Here is a 20,044-nt window from a genome sequence, read left to right as displayed (position 1 = left end):
GACCGTCGACAAGTCCTATCGTTCCAGGTCAGAAGGGCATTCGCGTCTCACGACCCGCCAACCACACCGGCGGATCCGGGCTGAGGCGAGACTCGGCGCCATCGGTGCGGCGCGCACGGTGCGCGTTCGGTGCCGCTCAAGACCGGGATCCACGCCGTCCCGAGATCCGCAAGCGGCACAGACCACTGACGTCGCCGAGGAGCGACTAGGAGAGTTCAGGCCGTGCTCGAGCTTCGCGAGGTGGTCCCGAGCATGCGCACCGAACGCCAGGCCTCGGCGGTGTCTCGCGGCATTCGGTAGTGCCAGCGTCCGTCGGAGTCCACGAACTCGATCGGCGGGTTCGACCGCTCGTAGTCGTTGTAGACCTTGCGTGCCATCGCGCCGGTGAACCCGGCGAACTGTTCGGGAGCGAGTCCGAGGGCCGCGAAGTCCGCGCCCGTGAGCAGCTCGTCGGGTCGCTCGAGGGCGACGTGGTCGAGCAGCCGCAGAGTCAGCGGTTGGGCCTCGCTGGCGTACTGCGCGAGGTCTTCTTCGGTCCACTCGACTCGCGGCAGCGCGGCGGCCCAGCGGATCTCCGAGGGCTTCTCGCCCTGGAACACGGCTCGGACGTCGATCAACCGGCGGCCGTCGGGCATGCGCCAGAAGGTCCAGCCGTTCGTCACGCTGCCCTTCACGTGGTGGCCTGCCGCGGAGGGTGAGCCGAAGAGCTTGCCGTCGACGTCCAGCAGCCCGTCTGCACCGACCACAGCATCTCGAGACGCCCAGCTTCCTTGACGCGGCGTGAGGCGGGTACCGGGCTCGAGCAGCCCCGCTGCGACGAGGTGCTTCACCTCGACCCACTCCTGAGTCTTGTCGCGGGGGTCGACCACCTCCCCGGTGTGACCCTCGGGGACGGGCCACACGGCCAGCAGGGTCTCGATCAGCTGCGTCGAGCGGGCATCGATCAGGCCTTCCGTCCACTCCTGGTCGGCTGACTGGCTCAGCAGCCGACTGTTCAGCAGCAGCGTGTCGTGGTCGCGCAGGGCTTCACGCTTGTGGCTCCACGCCGAGTTCGACACCTTCGAGTTCAGCGAGGTGGTCAGCAGTGTCAGGTTGCCCAGTCGGTGGACGTGGGCCGCGCGGTCGAGCTCGGCGTCGAGTCCGTTGACGGGCCAGTTCTCCTGCCAGCTCTGCGGGAGGACGTGCTCGATGGGGTATCCGCGGCGTGACACCTGCGGCTGGTTGGTGCCACGGCGGTACTCGTTCTCGACCGCCTCGAGGAACAGGCGCAGGCGCGCCACCTTGAACCGGCGGTAGACGGCCTCCTCGGCGAACGCCGCTCGGATCTCCTCGTCACCAGGCCAGTAGCTGCTGGTGACGTTGATCCGGGACAGGTGGCCGCGGACCCGTTCCACCAACTCAACTGCCGGGGCGTCGCCGTGCACCCGGATCAGCTCGGCGACGACGCGACCGAGATCCGACGTCGTCAGGCGAAGGAACATGCGACGCATGATCCAGCTCTCGGCCGCAGCAACGACACCATCGACCACGGCTTGCGGCAGCTGCCGCCCGGGCGCGTGGAGCCAGATCAGGAGGGGCTTCAGCAGCTCCAGGTCGCTCGCCCTCATCCGGTAGACGGACATCTCCACCACGGACAGCTGCCGGTCCTTCTCATCCGCGGCGACGGTCCAGGCCTGGTAAAGATCGGCCTGCTCCTTGATGGTCGGCAGCAGGTCGGTCATCGTCTGGACGGCGTCGTGCTCGACGTACGCCTTGAACCGGGTGAAAGTCTGCTGCGGGCCGATCTCCTCACCCAGGCGGGACACGAGCCACTGGTTGAGGAACAGGGAGCCGCGGCTGACCCGGTAACGCCCGACGCTGACCTCGGTCTCCCAGAACTTGGTGTCGAACGGCCAGTGCTCCGCGTAGGCGCGGTGGGTGTCGGCGCGTTCAAGGGCCAGCCGCTGAAAGACGAAGTTCTTGATCAGGTCCGCGGCCGTGAGCGGAGTGCCCCGCGCATTGAGGGTCTCGAAGATCTCCTGGGAGTTCTCCGCCGCGGTCAGGTTGATCGCGACCAGCTGAAGCCCGCTGGTGAGGACAGCGACGAGGGCGTTCGCCCGCACGGCGCGGTCTGCCTCGTCGGTCTCGCCCAGCCACGTCGTGATCTCGTCGGTGAAGTACTCGTGCGCTCGAGTGATCCTGGAGGTGGCGTGCTTCAGGGCCGAGTGGTCGACGGGCGGGTCGGCGTCCATCACCTCGTCGAACACGGCGTGGTCACGGTTGGTGTGACGGATCTTCAGGCTGGACTCGCCCGCCGGCACGAAGGTGGCCTGGTTGTGGGTCAGGCTCTGGAGCTGCCCGGCGAGGGAGTCGAGGCCGACCGACTCCAGGACAGCCGCTGTGGCGTCCATGACGACCTGGAGGGTGGTGAGCCGCTGCTGTCCGTCGATGATGTTGCTGGACTGCATGGTGCCGAGCTGGCCCTCGTGGGCCTGGACGACGACTGCCCCGAGGAAGTGCGTGGCCGTGGAGTACGGGTCGCGGAGCCGCAGATCGGTGAGACGACGGATGTCGCTCCACAGGGGTGCCCACTGCTCCTCCTGCTCCCACACGTACGGCCTCTGGAAGAGCGGGACCACCAGCTGCTGCGGAAGGCTGAAGATCTGCATCGGGGTCCGGACATTGGTCTCCACGTGCGCCATCCTGCCGCGCCTGTCCGACGGGTGGAGAACGCGCTTGCGTCGCACGTGCCGCGCCACGGTGTGGCGGCCGAGAGAGCGCACGCGAACGGCTGGACAGGCCGGAACCGCAGGGGCCGCCGGGAGACGCGGCGGTCGGGCTGCTGCGGGCGAGGCGGGTGCACCCACGCCGGCCCGGGTAGTACGACGAAGGCCCGGAACCGTTGCGGTTCCGGGCCTTTCACCGTGTCCGAGGGGGGACTTGAACCCCCACGCCCTATACGGGCACTAGCACCTCAAGCTAGCGCGTCTGCCAATTCCGCCACCCGGACGAGTGGTGCTTCCTGGGCCCCGTCGGGCCCCAGGCAGCGGGTAAGACCCTAGCACGCGGGAAGCCGTGACTTGAAATCGGCGGCGGCCCGGGCGAGCTCGCGGGGTCGGGCACCAGCGGACGGGCGCGGCACAGCTCGGCGCGGCTGACCGCTCGACGCCGCCCCGACGCACGAGGGGCGGGCGCCCCGCCGGACACCCGCCCCTCGCGATCACCTCGGCGCGCTCGCTGCAGAGGACTACTGCGCCGCCAGCACCATGAGCCACGCCAGCAGGTAGGAGCGCGAGAACCCGTCGTCGATCGAGTCCTCCGGCAGCGTGCGCGCCTGCTCGAGCGCCGTCGCCGCGTCGTCGGCTCCTGCGAGCCCGCGGTAGGCAAGCAGGTAGTCGCTGAACTGCGGCGGTGAGCTCGGCAGGTCCACCGAACCCCCGAACGCCTCCGCCACGACCGCCCGGATGTGCTCCGGGTCCGACGTCCCGAGGTACCCCGCCGACGGCGAGAGCGGGATCAGCTGGATCGCCGCCATCGCGGCCGGCTCGGGCGAGAACCACGTGGCGTAGTCCCGCTTGCCGCCCCAGTTCATGGCGACCACCTCGTGCGAGAAGGTCTCGGCGCCCGGGATGTCCGCGGTGTTCGGGTCCACCCAGTAGGCGAGCGCCGAGGCGGCCTCGTTGGCCACGAGCCACGCCCCGCGGTCCGCCAGCGTCGCGTTCCCGCTGGCCTCGCCCCACAGCTCCAGGCCCGCCCAGGCCGTGACGGCCTCGGAGGAGGACTCCTGGTTGTTGCCGTCGGCGAAGGGCGAGATGCCCGAGGCCCACGAGTGGCCCTGGTACGGGTCGAACACCCGCAGCGCGGGCACCCGGTCCGAGCCCGTGGTCGCCGCGATGTCCGCGGCGAGCGCGTCCATCACGGGCTGCATCGAGGACACGGTGCTCGGGTCGAGCGAGCCGAGCACGCCCGCGGCGTAGAGGAAGTACCCGTAGTGGAAGTGGTGGTCGTTGAACTCCTCCGAGCCGAACGCCGTCGCCTGTCCCACCACGCCCTTCCACGTCGCGTCGTAGCCGAAGCAGCGCTCCGAGCGTTCCGTGCAGCCGTCGACCTGCGTCCACGGCTCCATCCCGTCCTTGAGCATCCCGAGCGCACGCGTGGCGAGCTCGTCGTCACCGAGGCCCTGGGCGAGCTCCGCGAGCTGCGCCAGGCGGTAGAGCGCCTTCCCGCCGAAGTACGTGTCGGCGGCCAGCGCCGCGACGTCTGTGGCGTCGAGGTCGGCCGCCACCTGGGTGGCCAGCTCCGCGCGCTCGTCGCCGGTCAGCCCGGACACGTCCAGACCCGTCGCGACGTCGACCGTCGGCACCTGCCACGACGGCGCCGAGCCGACGCACACGGGCATCGGCCCGTAGATCCCCTCGTAGGTGCCGACGGGGTCGCCGTCCGTGCAGCCGCCCTGGTGGGGAAGACGCACGACGGCGGTCGTCGCGTCCCCCTCGGTGCGGTACGTGAGCGTCGTGGTCGCGCCGGAGTCGGAGACGCTGCCCCCGACGTCGACGCCCGTGACGACCGCGGCGTACGGCGCGAGGTCGGCGGGCTCGCCGTCGGGCGGGAGCGCCCAGAGCACGGCTGAGGCCCCGGCAGCCAGCGACAGCGCGCCGTCGGCCGACGGCGCCTGGGGCGCGAGCACCGCGTAGGTGCCCGTGCCCGACGTCGTGGTCGCGAGCGTTCCGTCGGCGTCGCCGGCGTCCTGCTCGGTCCACGCCGTGCCGTCCGCCGAGGCGAGGGTGAGGTCGAGGTCGGACGCGGCCGTCACCGACACGTACGGCGAGCCCGCGGCCAGGTGGACGTGCGCGAGCACGGTCCCGGCGCCGTCGAGGTAGTCCAGCGTCACCGAGACCGGGTCCGCGGCCGAGACCACGTACGAGGTGGCGCCGAGGTCGACCGCCACGCGGTCGACGTGCGCGCCCGCGATGGTCGTCTCGGTCGCCGTCACCTCGGGAAGCCCGACGGCGAACCCCGCCTCGGTCGCCTTGACGGACATCGGGAGGGGGAAGACGGGCAGCCCCACCTCGCCGAACGCCAGGCTCGAGTACCACCGGTTGGTCGGCGGCGTCACGCCGTCGGCGAGGCGCGGCGTGGGCAGCTCGGCGAGCGACACCGCCGGAAGTGCCTCGAGCGCCTCGTCCTGACTCGCCGGAGCGAGCACGCCCAGGTCTCCGGCCGCCAGCGCCGAGCCGGCGTCCGACGACCCCGCTGCGCCGGCGTTCGACGCGGCGTCGGTGCCGGGCTCCGCGGCCGACGTCGTGCACGCCGCGAGGGCGAGCGAGCAGCCGGCGGTCAGCGCGATCACGCGTGCGCGCCTCATAGGCCGATCTTCTTCCCGAAGTTGGTGATCGCATCCGCGAGCACCGCCAGCGGCCCGGTGTCCTCCAACGCCATCCGTGCGACGACGGGGGTGCCGGGGGAGTAGAAGCCTGAGATCGACTCCGCGGCCAGCTCGGGCGAGGCGACCGTCACGGTGGCGAGGGCGCGGCCCTCGATCGTCTGCACGGTGACCGACTCGACGGCGCCGGCCACGGTGGTCGCGTTCGGCAGCGCGATCTCGACCGCGGCGCCCTGCTCGATCCGGGCGTACTCGCGCGGCGTGAGGTCGAACGTCGCGGACACGTACAGCGAGTCGTCGACGGCGATGGTCGCCATCGTCGTCCCGGTCGCCACGAACGTGCCGTCCGTGGCGGTCAGGGCAGTGACGACGCCGTTGCCCGGCGACAGGTACGTGACCGTGCCGTCGTCGGCGACCTGGTAGGCCTCGGTGCTCATGCTGATCGAGGAGCCCTCGCGGAGCGCCTTCTGCAGCTGGGGAGCCTGAACGGTGAACAGCGGCTCACCGACGGTGACCTCGTCGCCGGTCGCGACGAGCGTGTCGCTCACCGTTCCGGAGAAGTCGGTGCCGACGTCGAGCGTGCCGGCCGCGACGGACGCTGTCTCACTGGTTGCCTGGGCGAGGCGACGGTCCAGCAGCAGTGTGCCGCCGGCGGTCACCGCGAGCACGAGCAGCAGCCCGACGGTGAGCGAGAGGATAGATCGAAGGGACATGGCGAGTCACACTCCTTGGGGCTGGGCCAGACCGCCCTGACCCGAACGAGGGGTCGCGGTGGCGGCGGCGATGGGGGAGGGGGTCTCGTCGTCGAGGTCGATCGGTTCGGATGCCGGGTCGAGCGTGGGGTCGGTGGTCGGGTCGGTCGGGTCGGTGGTCGGTTCGGTCGTCTGGCCGGCATCGGGACGGCCGCCCGCGGCGCGGCGACCACGGCGCGAACCGCTGACGACCGGGGCGGTGGTGCTCGCCGTCGGGCGCCGGCGCTCGCTCTCCTCACGCATGGCCTGGAGGAGGAAGCCGAACAGGATGAGCGTGTTCGTGATGTTCCAGGCCAGCGCCAACGTGAAGATGCCGGTCTGCTCCTGCTTGAGGATCCCCACCACCGACGTGACGAGCAGGAACACGAACATGAGCAGCTGCGGCACGATGAAGGCGAACGGCGTGGTGCGCCGACCGGTCGCGCCGGTGACGTGCCACTTCTGGTCCTTGCGCGTGAGTGCGCTCCAGAATGCGCGGACGTAGATCGGGAACGAGACGCTCGCGAGCAGCAGCACCTCCCACCGGAACGAGCCGAGGGTGAAGAACGCGATCATGATCTGCATGACGTAGAACCCGCAGTAGTACAGGACCCACTGCCCGGTGGAGATCGTGAGGTTCATGGGCGCGAGGTCGAGGTAGATCTGCAGCGGCGGGACCAGGAGCAGCACGAGCGGGGCGATGCCCGTGAGGTAGTGCGTGGCCGTCACGAAGTACTGCAGCCGCTGGTCGAACGTGAGCTTGCGGCTCGGGGAGAACGGGTTGTGCGTGATCAGGATCTCGAACCCGCCCGTGGCCCAGCGCTGCTGCTGCTTGGTGTACGCCTCGATCGTCTCGGGGGTGTCCCCGACGGCGAGGGCCATCGGGATGTACACGCTCTTCCAGCCCTGCTCGTGCAGCTTGAGCGAGGTCCACACGTCCTCGGACTTGGAGTCGGTGTACATTCCGCCGATCGACGCGATGGCGCTGCGCCGGAAGATCACGTTGGTACCGACGCAGAACGCCGCGTTGAACTTGTTCCGGCCGGGCTGGATGAAGCGGTAGAACACCGTCTGCATGTAACCCGCGCCGCGTGAGATCGCCGAGCGCAGGTTCCCGTACGTCTGCGGCGTCTGGACGAACGCGACCTTCTCGTCCTCGAAGAACGGGACGGTCTCGTAGAGGAACTCCGGCTCCGGCACGAAGTCGGCGTCGAAGATCGCGTAGAAGGGCGCGCTCGTGATCGAGAGCGCGTGGTTGACGTTGCCGGCCTTGGCGCCGTGGCTGGACAGCCGGCGGACGTAGCGGCCGCCGACGCGCGCGACGAGGTCACGGACCTCGTCGCTGCGGCCGTCGTCGAGCACCCACGTCTCGTGCCGGCCCTGCAGCGCCAGGCAGGCGCGCAGCGTGCGCTCGATCGTCTCGAGGTCCTCGCCGTAGGTGGTGATGAAGACGTCGACCGAGATCTCCTTCTGGTCCAGGAACATGCGCCACTCGTGAGGCTTGAGCTGCTGCTGGCGCCGCGTGATGCGGGCGGTGTCGTACAGCGTGCGCTGCGCCTGGTAGAAGCCGAACGGCCGCGGATCGTAGCCGGAGCTGAGGATCGTCCACATCGACAGCAGGGCGTGGAAGACCACCACGCTCTCGGCGGTGATCACCAGGACGTACGGGATGAGGTCACCGCGGTTCGCCGGGTTGAGCAGGAAGATGCAGTAGGCCAGGACGCCGGCGGTCGCGAGGAACACCAGCATCATGAGCGACGGCGACTCGACCGGTGAGGTCGAGCGGCGTCGCGGCTCGAGATCGGTCGCGCCGTCGGCGTCGCGCAGGCGTTCGCGCTCCATCAGGCGGTCATAAGGGGTCGGGGACGTCGTCACGGCGGCGCTCCTGTCGGCTGGAAGAAGTCGGGCGGCGACCGACTCCTCGGAGCCGTTCGCATTGGCTCCGGTGCCGACCGCGGTCCGCACGGGGACCGCGGTACAGGTCGTGCGGGTGGTGCTGATTCGAGCAGACGGTGCCGCCTGCTTCCGGTCGTGCTGGGTGTCACGGTCGGTGGGACTCCGCAGCGGCGACCCCCCGGCCGCTACCAAAGTGACAGGACTTCGGTGCCTGTGCAAGCGCGCGCGCCGGATCTCCACACGCGCGAAACCCGCCGGTTACCGGCCCCGAGACGTGCGTCACGCTCGTGAGAGCGGCGTCTCGTCACGTGGACACCAGGGCTGAGCGCGGGTCGTTCGTCGACGTCGTGCGGGCCTGGTCGAGCCCAGGTCAAGCGTGAGTCTGTGCGGGATCCCCGGTCCGGCAACGTCCGGTGCGCCCTCGGTCATCGCACGGTCAGGTCGGTCCGCGCGGCAAGATGGAGCCATGCCCGCCGAGACCGAGTCCGCAGCACTGCCCGACGCCGTCCCCACCGACCCTGTGCCCTCGCTCACACACGCGCTCGACGGGCAGGTCGAGCTCGACCCGAGCAACCCGCTCGCGCAGCCGTCGGACCTGCCGTACGGGCTCCCGCCGCTGGACCGGGTCGACGTCGACTCCTTCCGTCCCGCGATCCTCGCCGGCATCGCGCAGCAGCGCGCCGAGTGGGAGGCGATCGCGACCGACCCGGCGCCCGCCTCCTTGGCCAACACCCTCGAGGCGCTCGAGCGCTCGGGTGAGCTGCTCGCGCGGGCGACGCGCACGTTCTGGGTGTACACGTCCTCGGTCGGCGGCGCGGAGCTGGACGCGCTCGACGCCGAGCTGAGCCCGCTGCTCTCGGCGCACTGGGACTCCTTCGAGCTCGACCCCCGTCTGCTGGCGCGCTACGACGCGCTCGCGGCCGCCGTCGAGGACGGCTCCCACCCCCCGCTCGAGCCAGAGGCGGCCTGGCTGCTGCACCGCCGGCGCGAGGTCGCCCGGCGGGCTGGTGTCGGCCTGGACGAGGCCGGTACGGCGCGGCTGCGCGAGCTCAACGCCGAGATCACCGCGCGCCAGACCGAGTTCGGTCAGCGCGTCGTGGCGGGCATGGCGGCGGCCGCCGTGGCCGTGGACTCCGGGGAGGAGCTCGCGGGCCTGTCGGAGGGCGACCGCGCGGCGCTGCACCGTTCCGCCGTCGACCGAGGCAGCGCGGCCGACCACCTGGTCACCCTCATCCTGCCGACCCCGCAGCCCGTGCTGGTCGACGCCGACAGCCGCGAGCTGCGCCGTCGAGTCCAGCGGGCCTCGGAGAGCAGGGGCAGCGGCGTCGACCCGGCGTCCGACACCCGCGAGGCGATCCTCGCGCTCGCCCGGGCCCGCGCCGAGCGGGCCCGCCTGCTGGGCTACCCCCACCACGCCGCGTACGTCGCGGCCGGCGCGACGGCGGGCAGCACCGAGGCCGTCATGGGCATCCTCACCCAGCTCGCCCCGCCCGCGGTGCGCAACGCGCGGGCCGAGGCCGAGGACCTGCAGGTGAGCCTCGCCGTCGACGTCCCCGGCGCCACGCTCGAGGCGGCCGACTGGGCGCACTACGCCGAGCGGGTGCGGCGTGAGCGCTACGACGTCGACCTCGCGGCGCTGCGGCCCTACTTCGAGCTGGGGCGCGTGCTCGAGCACGGCGTGTTCTGGACCGCGACCCAGCTCTACGGGCTCACCTTCACCGAGCGGTTCGACCTGCCGACCTACGCCGACGGCATGCGGGTGTGGGAGGTGCGCGACGCCGACGGCGCCGGGCTGGGTCTCTTCCTCGGCGACTACTACGCACGCGAGGGCAAGCGCGGGGGCGCGTGGATGACGAGCTTCGTCAACCAGTCCCGCCTGCTCGGGACCCGGCCGGTCGTGACGAACACGCTCAACGTGCCGCGCCCGCCCGAGGGCGAGCCCACCCTGCTCACGTGGGACGAGGTCAACACGGCGTTCCACGAGTTCGGCCACGCGTTGCACGGCCTGCTGTCCGACGCGACGTACCCCAGCCTCTCGGGCACCGCGGTGCCGCGCGACTTCGTCGAGTACCCGTCGCAGGTCAACGAGATGTGGGCCACGCACCCGGAGGTCATGGCGCGCTACGCCCGCCACCACGCCACGGGCGAGCCGCTCGCCGCCGACGTCGTCGCGCGCCTGCAGGAGGCCGCCCGGTACGGCGAGGGCTTCCGCACCACGGAGTACCTCGGCGCCGCGCTGCTCGACCAGGCCTGGCACCAGCTCACGCCCGAGGAGGTCCCGACCGACGTCGCCGACGTCGCGGCCTTCGAGGTGCAGGCGCTGTCTCGGTACGGCGTCGACGTGCCGCAGGTCCCGCCGCGCTACCGGTCCACGTACTTCAACCACACGTTCGGCGGGGGGTACGACGCGGGCTACTACTCCTACATCTGGAGCGAGGTGCTCGACGCCGACACGCAGGCCTGGTTCGAGGAGGGTGAGAACGGCGGGCTCGACGCCGCGCGCGGGCGACGCTTCCGCGAGGTGCTGCTGTCCCGCGGCCACACCGGCGACCCGCTCGGCTTCTTCCGCGACCTGCGCGGCCGGGACGCCGACCTCACGCCGCTGCTCGTGCGCCGGGGCCTGCAGTGAGCGCGGGCGAGGCGAGGGGCGAGCAGGGCCGCCTCGGCGCCGTCGAGGCCGACGCGGTCCGGATCTGCCGCGAGCTCATCCGGATCGACTCCTCCAACTACGGCGACGGGTCCGGGCCGGGGGAGCGCGCGGCCGCCGAGCACGTGGCCGCGCTGCTCTCGGAGGTCGGCTACGACCCCCTCGTGGTCGAGTCGCAGCCGCGGCGCACCACGGTCCTGCTCCGCATCGACGGCGAGGACTCCTCCCGCCCGGCGCTCGTGCTGCACGGCCACACCGACGTCGTGCCGGCCGAGGCGAGCGACTGGAAGATGGACCCGTTCGGCGGTGAGGAGATGGACGGCCTGATCTGGGGCCGGGGCGCCGTCGACATGAAGGACATGGACGCGATGATGCTCGCGGTCCTGCGCGACATGGCGCGCACGGGGCGCAAGCCTCCGCGTGACCTCGTCGTCGCGTTCTTCGCCGACGAGGAGGCCGGTGGCCGGTTCGGCGCGCACTGGGCGGTCGAGCACCACCGGGACTACTTCGAGGGCGCCACGCAGGCGATCTCGGAGGTCGGCGGCTTCTCCGTCGAGATCGACGGCCGGCGCGCCTACCTCCTGCAGACCGCCGAGAAGGGCCTCGCCTGGCTGCGCCTCGTGGCCGACGGCACGGCCCAGCACGGCTCGCAGGTCCCGGTCGACAACGCCGTGGTCCGCCTCGCCGGTGCGGTCGCGCGGATCGGCGCGCACCGCTGGGAGCGCGAGCTCACCCCGACCGTCCGCGCCCTGCTCGACGGCGTGGCGGATCTCACCGGGACGTCCTTCGATCCCGAGGACCCCGCCTCGGCGGACGGGCTCATCGCGGCGCTCGGGACGACGTCGAAGTTCGTGGGCGCGACGCTCGCGACGACGGCCAACCCCACCCAGCTCACCGCGGGCTACAAGGCGAACGTCGTGCCCGGCCAGGCCTCCGCCGTCGTGGACGTGCGGTTCCTGCCCGGGCGCGAGCGCGAGACGCTCGAGACGCTGCGCACGCTCGCGGGCGACGGCGTGCGGATCGAGGAGATCAACGTCGACATCGGGCTCGAGGCGCCCGCGACCGGCGACCTCGTGGACGCGATGGTCGCGGCGATCGACGCCGAGGACCCGGGTGCGCGGGTGCTGCCCTACATGCTCTCGGGCGGGACGGACAACAAGTCGCTCTCGCTGCTGGGCATCGAGGGCTACGGGTTCGCGCCGCTTCGCCTGCCGCCCGAGCTGGACTTCGCGGGCATGTTCCACGGGGTGGACGAGCGCGTGCCGGTCGACGCGATCACGTTCGGGACGCGGGTGCTGGACCGGCTGCTGCGCACCTGCTGACTGCTGCGCGGCGCGTGCCCGGCGCGGGGTTGTGGCTGCCGGCCGCGCACCCGGTGCGTCGCCGGCTGGCCGGGCTCAGAGCGTGGAGGCGACCCGGTGCAGTCGGCGGCGCAGCCAGACCTTGCGCACCCCGCCGACGTAGAGCACCGAGCGCGCGAGCTCCCAGTGGCCGTACTCGGCCTCCTGGGTGAGCAGTGTCCTGACCTCCGAGCGGCTTGCCTCGCGCGGAAGCGTCAGCACGCGGAACTCCTGCGGCGGCGGCGGTGTGGCGCCGCGTGACGAGGTCGTGGGCACTGCGTCCAAGGTGGCTCCTCCCGCGGGGTCGTGGTCGTGCCATTGTGCCGGACGGACCGATAGGGTTGTGGCATGGCTACGGACCCGCGCGCCGCCCTCGACCGCCTCGTCGCCGCTTTCGAGGCACACCTGGAGGCGGCCCGCATCAACCGGGATCCCGACGCCGAACCCGTCCTCACCACCGCCGGCACCCTCGCCGACGCCTTCGACACCTACGACGACGCGCTGTTCACCGCCTACGGGGTGGACACCCCCTTTGACGTCTACGACGACGAGGAGGAGGACGACGACGAGGGTGACGAGGACGAGGACGGCGACTCGGACGAGGACTACGACGACGAGGACTTCGACGGCGACGAGGCCTGACGCCCCGCCGTTCGTCCTCGCGACGACGCGTCAGCGACGCTCGGGGTACCCCGCGGGCGGCGCGGTCACCTCGTCCAGCACCGCCCGGATCTCCTCGGGCAGCACCAGGTCGGCCGCGTCGACGACGTCCGCCAGCTGGGCCGCGGTGCGCGGCCCGACCAGGGCGGACGTCACCCCGGGCGCGTCGCGCACCCACGCCAGCGCCACCTGGGCGGGACTGCGCCCGAGCCCGGACGCCGCTGTCGCGACCGCCTCGACGACGCGCGCGGCGCGCTCGGTGAGGTAGGGCTCCACGAACGCACGCAGGTGCGCGGACGCCGCGCGCGAGTCGGCGGGGCGCACCCGCCGGTACTTGGCGGTGAGGACCCCGCGCCCCAGCGCCGACCAGGCGAGCACCCCTAGCCCCAGCGCGTCCGCCGCGGGGAGCACCTCCCGCTCGATGCCGCGCTCGAGCAGCGAGTACTCCACCTCCACCCCCGCCAACGGCACGCCCGCGGCGCGTGCGAGGGTGGCGAGCTGCGCCGTCGCCCAGCCCGGGTGGTTGGACAGGCCGACGTACCGGGTGCGCCCCGTGGCGACGGCGTGCACGAGCGCGCCGACCGTCTCCTCCGCCGGAGTGCGCGGGTCGGGCGCCTGGACCAGCCAGAGGTCCAGGTGGTCGGTGCGCAGGCGCGCCAGGGTGGTGTCAAGGTCGTCCAGCAGCGCTCCGCGGCCCGCGTCGATCCGCACCCCGTCTCGCGTGGTGCGCACGCCCGCCTTGCTGCACAGCACGACGTCGCGCCGGGCGACCACGTCGCCCAGCAGCTCGCCGACGGTCGCCTCGGCGCGCCCCTCGCCGTAGCCGGCGGCCGTGTCCAGGAGCTTTCCGCCCGCGTCCAGGTAGGCCTCGAGCAGGGCCCGAGCCTCGTGCACGTCGGTGTCGCGGCCCCAGGTCATGGTGCCGAGGCCGACGGGGGAGAGACTCAGCCCACTGGATCCTGATCGCCGTGGCTGCATCCCTGGAGCCTACGAGACCCCTACCCTGACCGGGTGACGTGGTGGCAAGCAGTCGTGCTCGGCCTGGTGCAAGGCCTGACGGAGTTCCTCCCCATCTCCTCGTCGGCGCACCTGCGCATCGTCGGGGCCCTCATGCTCGACGGGCAGGACGTGGGCGCCACGTTCACCGCGGTGACCCAGATCGGCACGGAGCTGGCGGTCATCGTCTACTTCCGGTACACGATCTGGCGGATCCTCACGCGCTGGTTCCAGACGCTGCGCGAGCTGCGCGGTCCCGACGGCTGGCGCAGCCCCTTCCGCCTCGAGGACCCGGACGCCCGGATGGGCTGGCTGATCATCGCCGGCTCGATCCCGATCGTCGTGCTCGGCGTGCTCTTCCAGGACGCGATCGAGGGCGCGCTGCGCGACCTGCGCTTCACCGCGTTCACGCTCGCGTTCTTCGGTGCGCTGCTGTGGCTGGCCGACCGGTGGGGGCGCCAGACGAAGGACCTCACGGCGCTCGACGGCCGGGACGGCATCCTCTACGGCTTCGCGCAGGCGATGGCGCTGATCCCCGGTGTGTCCCGGTCCGGCGGCACCATCACCGCCGGCCTCGCGATGGGCTACACCCGCGAGGCGGCCGCGCGGTACTCGTTCCTCCTCGCGATCCCCGCGGTGCTCGGCTCGGGCCTGTACCAGCTGGCGAAGGCGCTCGGCGGGCACACCGACACCACGCTCGCGGTGAGCGGCGGAGCCACCCTGCTCGCGACGATCGTGGCGTTCGTGGTCGGCTTCGCGGTCATCGTGTGGTTCCTGCGCTTCGTCTCCACCCGCAGCTACGTGCCGTTCGCGGTCTACCGGTTCGCGCTCGCGGGCTTCATCGTCCTGCTCCTGCTCACGGGGGCGCTCACGCCGACCGCGGGGAGCTGAGGCACGACGCCGGGCGGCCCGGCGTCGAGGCGCGCTACAGCCAGCCGGACCGGCGGAACGCGCGCCGCAGCAGGAGCACCACGACCAGCATGAGCGCGAGCGAGGCCGGGTAGCCCAGCAGCCAGTGCAGCTCGGGCATGTGGTCGAAGTTCATCCCGTAGATCCCGGCGATCAGCGTCGGCACCGTGATGAGCGCGGCGTAGGCGGAGATGCGGCGCATGTCGCCGTTCTGCTGCACCTGTACGAGCGTCATCTGCGCGGTGAGCATGTCCCCGAGCAGGCGGTCGTCGGTGTCGAGCGCGTCGGCCACCCGGCGGAACCCGGCCTCGATGCGCTCGAGGTGGGCCACGGCGTCCTCGCCGAGCTCGGCGTCGTCCACCTCCGTGACGAGGCTGAGCCGGTTGATGACCGGCAGCAGGCGACGGCGACCGTCGGCGATCGCGCGCTTGAGGCGGTAGATGTCGGTGGTGACGTCGTCGTCGTCGACGTCGGAGAACACCTGGTCCTCGAGCTCGGCCGTGCGCGCGGTGACGCGGTCGGCGACGTCGGTCGCGTGCTCGAGGGACAGCGACAGCAGCGAGCGGACGACGACGAACGCGCCCCGCCGGCGCGCCGGCGGCAGGCTGCGCACGCGTTCCACGAGCTTCTTGAGCGCGCCGGAGTCGGTCGAGGACGTCACGGCGCGGTCGCGCTGCGTGATGATGTTCACGATCGGCGCCTTCACGGGCGAGACGCCGTCGGACAGCTTCGGCATCGCGACCCGCATGGCGATCACGTCGTCGGGCATCGACGCGGGCACGTGCGCGCCCAGGACGGTGTCCGCGAGGTGCTTGAGCGACATCCCGGCATCGGTGCTGATGCCGCACTCCCTGAGCGCGTCCGTCTGGATCGAGCGCCACCGACCGGGGTCCGTGGGCAGGAGCTCGACGATCCACCGGCGCCGCGCCGCGGCGAAGACCTCCGGCGGCGTGGTGCGCGGGTCGAGGAGCTCACCCTCGTCGGTCAGTCGGTACTCGGTGCGCACGGGGTCATTGTGCGCCCGGCGGCGACCGGCGGTGTGCGCCGCCGCGCGCGACGCGCAGAGGCGCTCGGCTCGGCACGGACGGGGCGCCGCCGTCGTGCGGGCGGCCATGCCGGTGGTCGCGCACGTGGTCGCGCACGTGGTCGCACAGCCGATCCGCGAGGTGGCGGCCCGCGGCACCCGCGATGCGGAGCTGGCGCGGCCGCGCGGTTAGGGTTCTCCGGTGCGTTCCTGGCCGACCCCCGACGTCCCCGTCCTGCCCGCCGGCCCCTCCCGGCCCGTCCGCGTGACCGACACCGTCACGGGCGCGAGCCTCCCGGTCGGTGGCCCCGAGCGGGCCAGCCTCTACGTCTGCGGCATCACGCCCTACGACGCGACGCACCTGGGGCACGCCGCCACCTACCTCACGTTCGACCTGCTCGTGCGCACGTGGCGCGACCTGGGCTACGACGTGCGCTACACCCAGAACGTCACCGACGTCGACGACCCCCTGCTCGAGCGCGCCGCCGCCACGGGCGAGGACTGGCGCGCCCTCGCAGAGCGCGAGACCGACCTCTTCCGCTCCGACATGACGCACCTGCGCGTGCTCCCGCCCACCGACTACCTCGGCGCGGTCGAGACGATTCCCGACGTCGTGCGCGCGGTCGAGCGGCTCGTCGCCGACGGCGCGGGGTACGCCGTGCCCGCCCCGCCCGACGCCGCCGACGGCGCGGGGGAGGGCGACGTGTACGCCGCGCTCGCCGCGGACCCGGCGTTCGACGTCGCCGATCCCGCCCGGCGCGAGCAGCGGCTCGCCGAGTTCGCCGAGCGCGGCGGGGACCCCGAGCGGCCGGGCAAGCGCGACGCGCTCGACCCGTTGCTGTGGCGCACGAAGCGCGACGGCGAGCCCGCCTGGGACGGGGACGCCCTCGGTGCGGGACGGCCGGGCTGGCACATCGAGTGCGCGACGATCGCCGCACGCACGCTCGGGGCGCCGTTCGACGTCCAGGGCGGCGGTGCCGACCTCGCGTTCCCGCACCACGCCATGTCGGTGAGCCACCTGCGCCTGCTCACCGGAGCGGCGCGGCCGGTGCGCGCGCACGTGCACGTCGGGCTCATCGCGTACGAGGGCCACAAGATGAGCAAGTCGCGCGGCAACCTCGTGCTGGTCTCCCGGCTCGTCGCCGACGGCGAGGACCCCATGGCCGTGCGCCTCGCCGTGCTCGCGCACCACTACCGCGAGGGCTGGGAGTACGCCGACAGCGACCTCGTCGCGGCGCGCGAGCGGCTCGCGCTCTGGCGCGCCGCGGTCGCGCAGCCCTCCGGTCCGGACGGCGCCGCGCTCCTGGACGCCGTGCGCGCCGCGCTCGCGGACGACCTCGACGCACCCCGCGCGCTGGTGGCGGTGGACGCCTGGGCGCGCTGCGCCGTCGTCGGCGAGGTCACGGGACCGTCGGCAGGGGGGATGGGGACCGCGGTCGGGGAGCCGGTCGACCCCGATGCCCCGCGGCTCGTGCGCGACGCCGTGGACGCGCTGCTCGGCGTCGCGCTCTAGCGCACCGGCTCAGCGGCCGGGGTCGCGGCGGCGCAGGTAGCGCTCGAACTCCCGGGCGATGGCCTCGCCGGTCGCCTCGGGCAGCTCGGCCGTGTCCTTGGCCTCCTCGAGCTGCTGCACGTACTCGGAGATCTCTGGATCCTCCTCGGCGAGCTCGTCCACGCCGCGCTGCCACGCCCGCGCCTCGTCGACGAGGTCGGCGACCGGCAGCGGCTCGGACAGGACCTCCTCGAGCGCCGACACGATCGCGAGGGTGGCCTTGGGGCTGGGCGGCTGCGCCACGTAGTGGGGCACGGCGGCCCAGACCGACAGGCTCTGCATGCCGCGCTGCGCCGCGAGGTGAGTGAGCACCGAGATGATCCCGACCGGGCCGACGTACTCCGACGCGTCCAGGCCGAGCGACTCCTGCACGGCCGGGTCGTCCGAGGTGCTCTGCACCGGGATCGGCCGGGTGTGCGGGACGTCCGCCAGCAGCGCGCCGACCCCGACGACGGTCGGGACGCCCGCCGCCTCGCCGGACCACTGTGCGACGACGTCGAGCAGCGCGTCCGTGTACTGCCGCCAGCGCATGGAGGGTTCGATGCCCTGGACGAGCAGGACCCGCCGGCCGGTCACGGGCGAGGTGGCGACCGAGACGCGGGTGGACGGCCAGGCGAGCTCGGCCCCGGCGTCGCCGCGCGTCACCATCGGCCGGTTCACCTGGAAGTCGTAGTAGTCCTCCGGGTCGAGCGTGGCCACGGTGCGGGCGTCCCAGGCGGTCGCCACCAGGGCGACGGCGTCGCTCGCGGCGTTCCCGGCGTCGTTCCACCCCTCGAAGGCGGCGAGCACGAGGATCGGCGTCAGGTCGGTCACCCGCCTAGCGTACGAGTCGGTCCCCGGAGCTCGGGGAGGGCGCCGCGCGGCTGCGAGAATGGCCCGGTGACCGACGCCTTCCGCACCCCCCGCCCGGCCGCGATCCTCTGGGACCTGGACGGCACTCTCGTGGACACCGAACCGATCTGGATCCAGGCGGAGACGGACTTCATGGCCTCGCACGGCGTGCCATGGAGCCACGAGGACGGGCTCACCCTCGTCGGCCACGACCTCCTCGTCAGCGCCGAGATCATGCGCGACCGGGGCGTCGACCTGCCCCCGCTCGAGATCGCCCGCCGGCTCGTCGGCGAGGTGAACGCGAGGGTCGAGCGAGACGGGCCCGTGTGGCGCCCCGGCGCCCGATCCCTGGTGGAGGAGGCACACGCTGCCGGGATCCCGCAGGCGATCGTCACGATGTCCTGGCGCGTGCAGGCCGAGGTGGTCGCCGCGGTGCTGCCGGCGGGTGCGATCGGTGAGATCGTCGCCGGGGACATGGTCACCCGGGGCAAGCCCGACCCCGAGGCGTACCTGAGGGCCGCGGAGCTCTTCGAGGTCGCCATCACGGACTGCGTCGCCGTCGAGGACTCGGCGACCGGGGTGCAGGCAGCGTTCGCGTCCGGCGCCCGCACCGTCGCGGTGCCCTACCTCGTGGACGTACCCGCCCGACCCGGCCTCGCGCGGCTGAGCACGCTGGACGGCGTTGACCTGGCCGGGCTGCTCGCGGCCGCCGCCGGCGCGGCCGCCGCCGGCGCGGAAGACGCAGGCGACGCAGCGGACGCTCCCGACGAGCCCAGCACCCCGCACGCCGAGCTCTCGTGACGATCGCCGGTGGGGGTGGCGCCCGACGCTGGCGACTGGGCAGCGTGGGCGGCACGCCCGTCTACCTCGCGCCCAGCTGGCTCCTCGTCGCGGCCGTCCTGACGCTGCTCTTCCTGCCCACCGTGCAACTCGCGGCGCCGCGGCTGTCCACCCCGGTGGCCGTGCTGGCCGCGACGAGCTTCCCGATCCTGCTGTTCGCCTCCGTTCTCGCGCACGAGCTCGCCCACGGCGGGGCGGCGAAGGCGCTCGGGCTGCCGGTGCGCGAGTACGTGCTCACGTTCTGGGGCGGTCACACGAGCTTCGGGTCGGACCTGCGCACCCCGGGCGTCTCGGCCCTGGTCTCGGCCGCCGGACCGCTGGCGAACGGGGTGCTCGCCGTCGTCGGCTGGGGTCTGCTGCGTGTGGTCGAGCCGGGCCTGCCCGCCGTCATCCTCGCGTCGCTGACCTACACGAACGCGATCGTCGCGGTGTTCAACCTCCTGCCGGGCAGCCCCCTGGACGGCGGACGCATTCTCGAGGCGCTCGTCTGGAAGGTCACCGGCGACCGGGACACCGGCGCCATCGGCGCCGGCTGGGTCGGACGCGTGCTCGCCGGCGTGATCGTCGCGTGGTTCCTGCTCGTGCCGCTAGCGCAGGGTCGCCAGCCCACTCTCATGGGCGCGGCGTGGGCCGCCGTGATCGGGTACCTCGTCTGGAGCGGCGCCTCGCAGTCGATCCGGCTGGGCCGCGCGCGTCGGTCGGCCGCCGGGTTCGACCTGCGACCTCTGCTGCGGCCCGCGCAGGTCGTGGACGTGCGCGCCAGCGTGGCCGCCGTCCCGGCCGCGCCGTGGGGCGTGGCCCCGCCGGCGATCGTGCTCGTCGACCCCGCGGGGAGCGTCGTGGGCGTCGCGGATCCCGCTGCCCTCGCCGCGGTCCCGGGGCCGGTCCGGCCGAGCACGCCGCTCACCGCAGTGGCGCGCGCGCTGCCGGCCACCGCGGTGGTCACGGCGCTGCAGGGATCGGCCGCGCTCGGCCAGGTAGCGCGGGGGATCGGGGCGAGCGACGTGCTCGTCGCCGTCTCGGAGCACGGCGTGCTCGGCGTGGTTCCGCGGGACGTCCTGCTCGCCGCGCTGCAGCCGCCGGGGCGGTAGCGCGCAGCGCCTTCGCGGCACGGATGAGCGGATGGACCGTTGATCGGGTGGCTCGATCGAGCGCCCACCCGTCGCGAGAATGGGTGGGGTGCTCGAGGTGCGCGTTCGAGCCGCCGGAGGCCTCCCGTAGGCTCGTCGCCCGTGACCGACCCGAGCGACGACCAG

At 72.8% G+C, this 20,044-nt stretch carries 15 protein-coding genes and 1 tRNA gene; 7 read left to right on the top strand and 9 right to left on the bottom strand.

Features of this window, described 5'->3' with window-relative positions:
- Window positions 1–215: 215 nt before the first annotated feature.
- The 5 genes from FH969_RS01570 to FH969_RS01550 all read right to left on the bottom strand — a co-directional run bounded on the left by FH969_RS01570 (window position 216) and on the right by FH969_RS01550 (window position 7,968).
- Window positions 216–2,672, bottom strand: coding sequence for a GmrSD restriction endonuclease domain-containing protein (locus FH969_RS01570; RefSeq protein WP_199916489.1), 2,457 nt, complete (start codon window positions 2,670–2,672; stop codon window positions 216–218).
- Between the two features lie 232 nt (window positions 2,673–2,904).
- Window positions 2,905–2,989 (bottom strand) — tRNA-Leu (locus tag FH969_RS01565).
- Between the two features lie 237 nt (window positions 2,990–3,226).
- On the bottom strand, window positions 3,227–5,344 hold the full coding sequence (locus tag FH969_RS01560) for a glycosyl hydrolase (RefSeq protein ID WP_139985623.1): 2,118 nt from the start codon (window positions 5,342–5,344) through the stop codon (window positions 3,227–3,229).
- Window positions 5,341–6,075 carry an efflux RND transporter periplasmic adaptor subunit gene (locus tag FH969_RS01555; RefSeq protein WP_108719801.1) on the bottom strand — a complete coding sequence of 245 codons (735 nt, stop codon included), beginning with the start codon at window positions 6,073–6,075 and terminating at the stop codon, window positions 5,341–5,343. Before FH969_RS01555 ends, FH969_RS01560 begins: the two co-directional genes overlap by 4 nt.
- Window positions 6,076–6,081: 6 nt before the next feature.
- Entirely contained in the window at window positions 6,082–7,968 is a 1,887-nt protein-coding gene (locus FH969_RS01550; RefSeq protein ID WP_234417584.1) for a glycosyltransferase family 2 protein, read from the bottom strand.
- Between the two features lie 487 nt (window positions 7,969–8,455).
- Between FH969_RS01550 and FH969_RS01545 the strand changes: the two genes are divergently transcribed.
- A complete protein-coding gene (locus FH969_RS01545) occupies window positions 8,456–10,618 on the top strand; it encodes a M3 family metallopeptidase (protein ID WP_108719803.1) in 2,163 nt (720 codons plus the stop codon).
- Window positions 10,615–11,958, top strand: a complete 1,344-nt coding sequence (locus FH969_RS01540; RefSeq protein ID WP_108719804.1) for a M20/M25/M40 family metallo-hydrolase — start codon at window positions 10,615–10,617, stop codon at window positions 11,956–11,958. Before FH969_RS01545 ends, FH969_RS01540 begins: the two co-directional genes overlap by 4 nt.
- A gap of 75 nt (window positions 11,959–12,033) precedes the next feature.
- On the opposite strand, the gene FH969_RS01535 is transcribed toward FH969_RS01540, so the two are convergent.
- Window positions 12,034–12,252, bottom strand: coding sequence for a DUF5703 family protein (locus FH969_RS01535; protein WP_180359615.1), 219 nt, complete (start codon window positions 12,250–12,252; stop codon window positions 12,034–12,036).
- 72 nt (window positions 12,253–12,324) lie between these two features.
- Between FH969_RS01535 and FH969_RS01530 the strand changes: the two genes are divergently transcribed.
- The gene (locus tag FH969_RS01530; protein WP_108719806.1) at window positions 12,325–12,618 is read left to right on the top strand and encodes a DNA primase; all 294 of its coding nucleotides are present in this window, start codon (window positions 12,325–12,327) and stop codon (window positions 12,616–12,618) included.
- 30 nt (window positions 12,619–12,648) lie between these two features.
- Here FH969_RS01530 and FH969_RS01525 read toward each other — a convergent pair whose 3' ends face one another.
- The gene (locus tag FH969_RS01525; RefSeq protein WP_108719807.1) at window positions 12,649–13,614 is read right to left on the bottom strand and encodes an aldo/keto reductase; all 966 of its coding nucleotides are present in this window, start codon (window positions 13,612–13,614) and stop codon (window positions 12,649–12,651) included.
- A gap of 33 nt (window positions 13,615–13,647) precedes the next feature.
- Between FH969_RS01525 and FH969_RS01520 the strand changes: the two genes are divergently transcribed.
- Window positions 13,648–14,523 carry an undecaprenyl-diphosphate phosphatase gene (locus tag FH969_RS01520; RefSeq protein ID WP_108719808.1) on the top strand — a complete coding sequence of 292 codons (876 nt, stop codon included), beginning with the start codon at window positions 13,648–13,650 and terminating at the stop codon, window positions 14,521–14,523.
- Window positions 14,524–14,557: 34 nt separating this feature from the next.
- Here the strand turns inward: FH969_RS01520 and FH969_RS01515 are convergent, their stop codons facing one another.
- Window positions 14,558–15,547: a CorA family divalent cation transporter gene (locus FH969_RS01515; protein WP_180359613.1), complete on the bottom strand. Its 990-nt coding sequence runs from the start codon at window positions 15,545–15,547 to the stop codon at window positions 14,558–14,560.
- 220 nt (window positions 15,548–15,767) lie between these two features.
- On the opposite strand from FH969_RS01515, the gene mshC reads away from it, so the two are divergent.
- Window positions 15,768–17,078, top strand: coding sequence for a cysteine--1-D-myo-inosityl 2-amino-2-deoxy-alpha-D-glucopyranoside ligase (gene mshC / locus FH969_RS01510; RefSeq protein ID WP_139985620.1), 1,311 nt, complete (start codon window positions 15,768–15,770; stop codon window positions 17,076–17,078).
- 9 nt (window positions 17,079–17,087) lie between these two features.
- On the opposite strand, the gene FH969_RS01505 is transcribed toward mshC, so the two are convergent.
- Window positions 17,088–17,930 carry a PAC2 family protein gene (locus FH969_RS01505; protein ID WP_139985618.1) on the bottom strand — a complete coding sequence of 281 codons (843 nt, stop codon included), beginning with the start codon at window positions 17,928–17,930 and terminating at the stop codon, window positions 17,088–17,090.
- A 66-nt stretch (window positions 17,931–17,996) separates the two neighbouring features.
- Between FH969_RS01505 and FH969_RS01500 the strand changes: the two genes are divergently transcribed.
- Together FH969_RS01500 and FH969_RS01495 are read left to right on the top strand one after the other, a co-directional pair.
- Window positions 17,997–18,749, top strand: coding sequence for an HAD family hydrolase (locus FH969_RS01500; protein ID WP_139985616.1), 753 nt, complete (start codon window positions 17,997–17,999; stop codon window positions 18,747–18,749).
- Window positions 18,746–19,879 (top strand): site-2 protease family protein, encoded by a 1,134-nt coding sequence (locus FH969_RS01495; RefSeq protein ID WP_139985614.1) that lies wholly within the window; start codon window positions 18,746–18,748, stop codon window positions 19,877–19,879. The genes FH969_RS01500 and FH969_RS01495 overlap by 4 nt, the downstream gene beginning before the upstream one ends.
- Window positions 19,880–20,044 lie beyond the last annotated feature (165 nt).

The sequence above is a fragment of the Miniimonas arenae genome, assembly GCF_006351005.1.
In the GTDB taxonomy this organism is placed as follows: domain Bacteria; phylum Actinomycetota; class Actinomycetes; order Actinomycetales; family Beutenbergiaceae; genus Miniimonas; species Miniimonas arenae.
The sequence above is the reverse complement of the archived record's forward strand: the minus strand, read 5'-3'. Positions and strand labels throughout refer to the sequence as shown.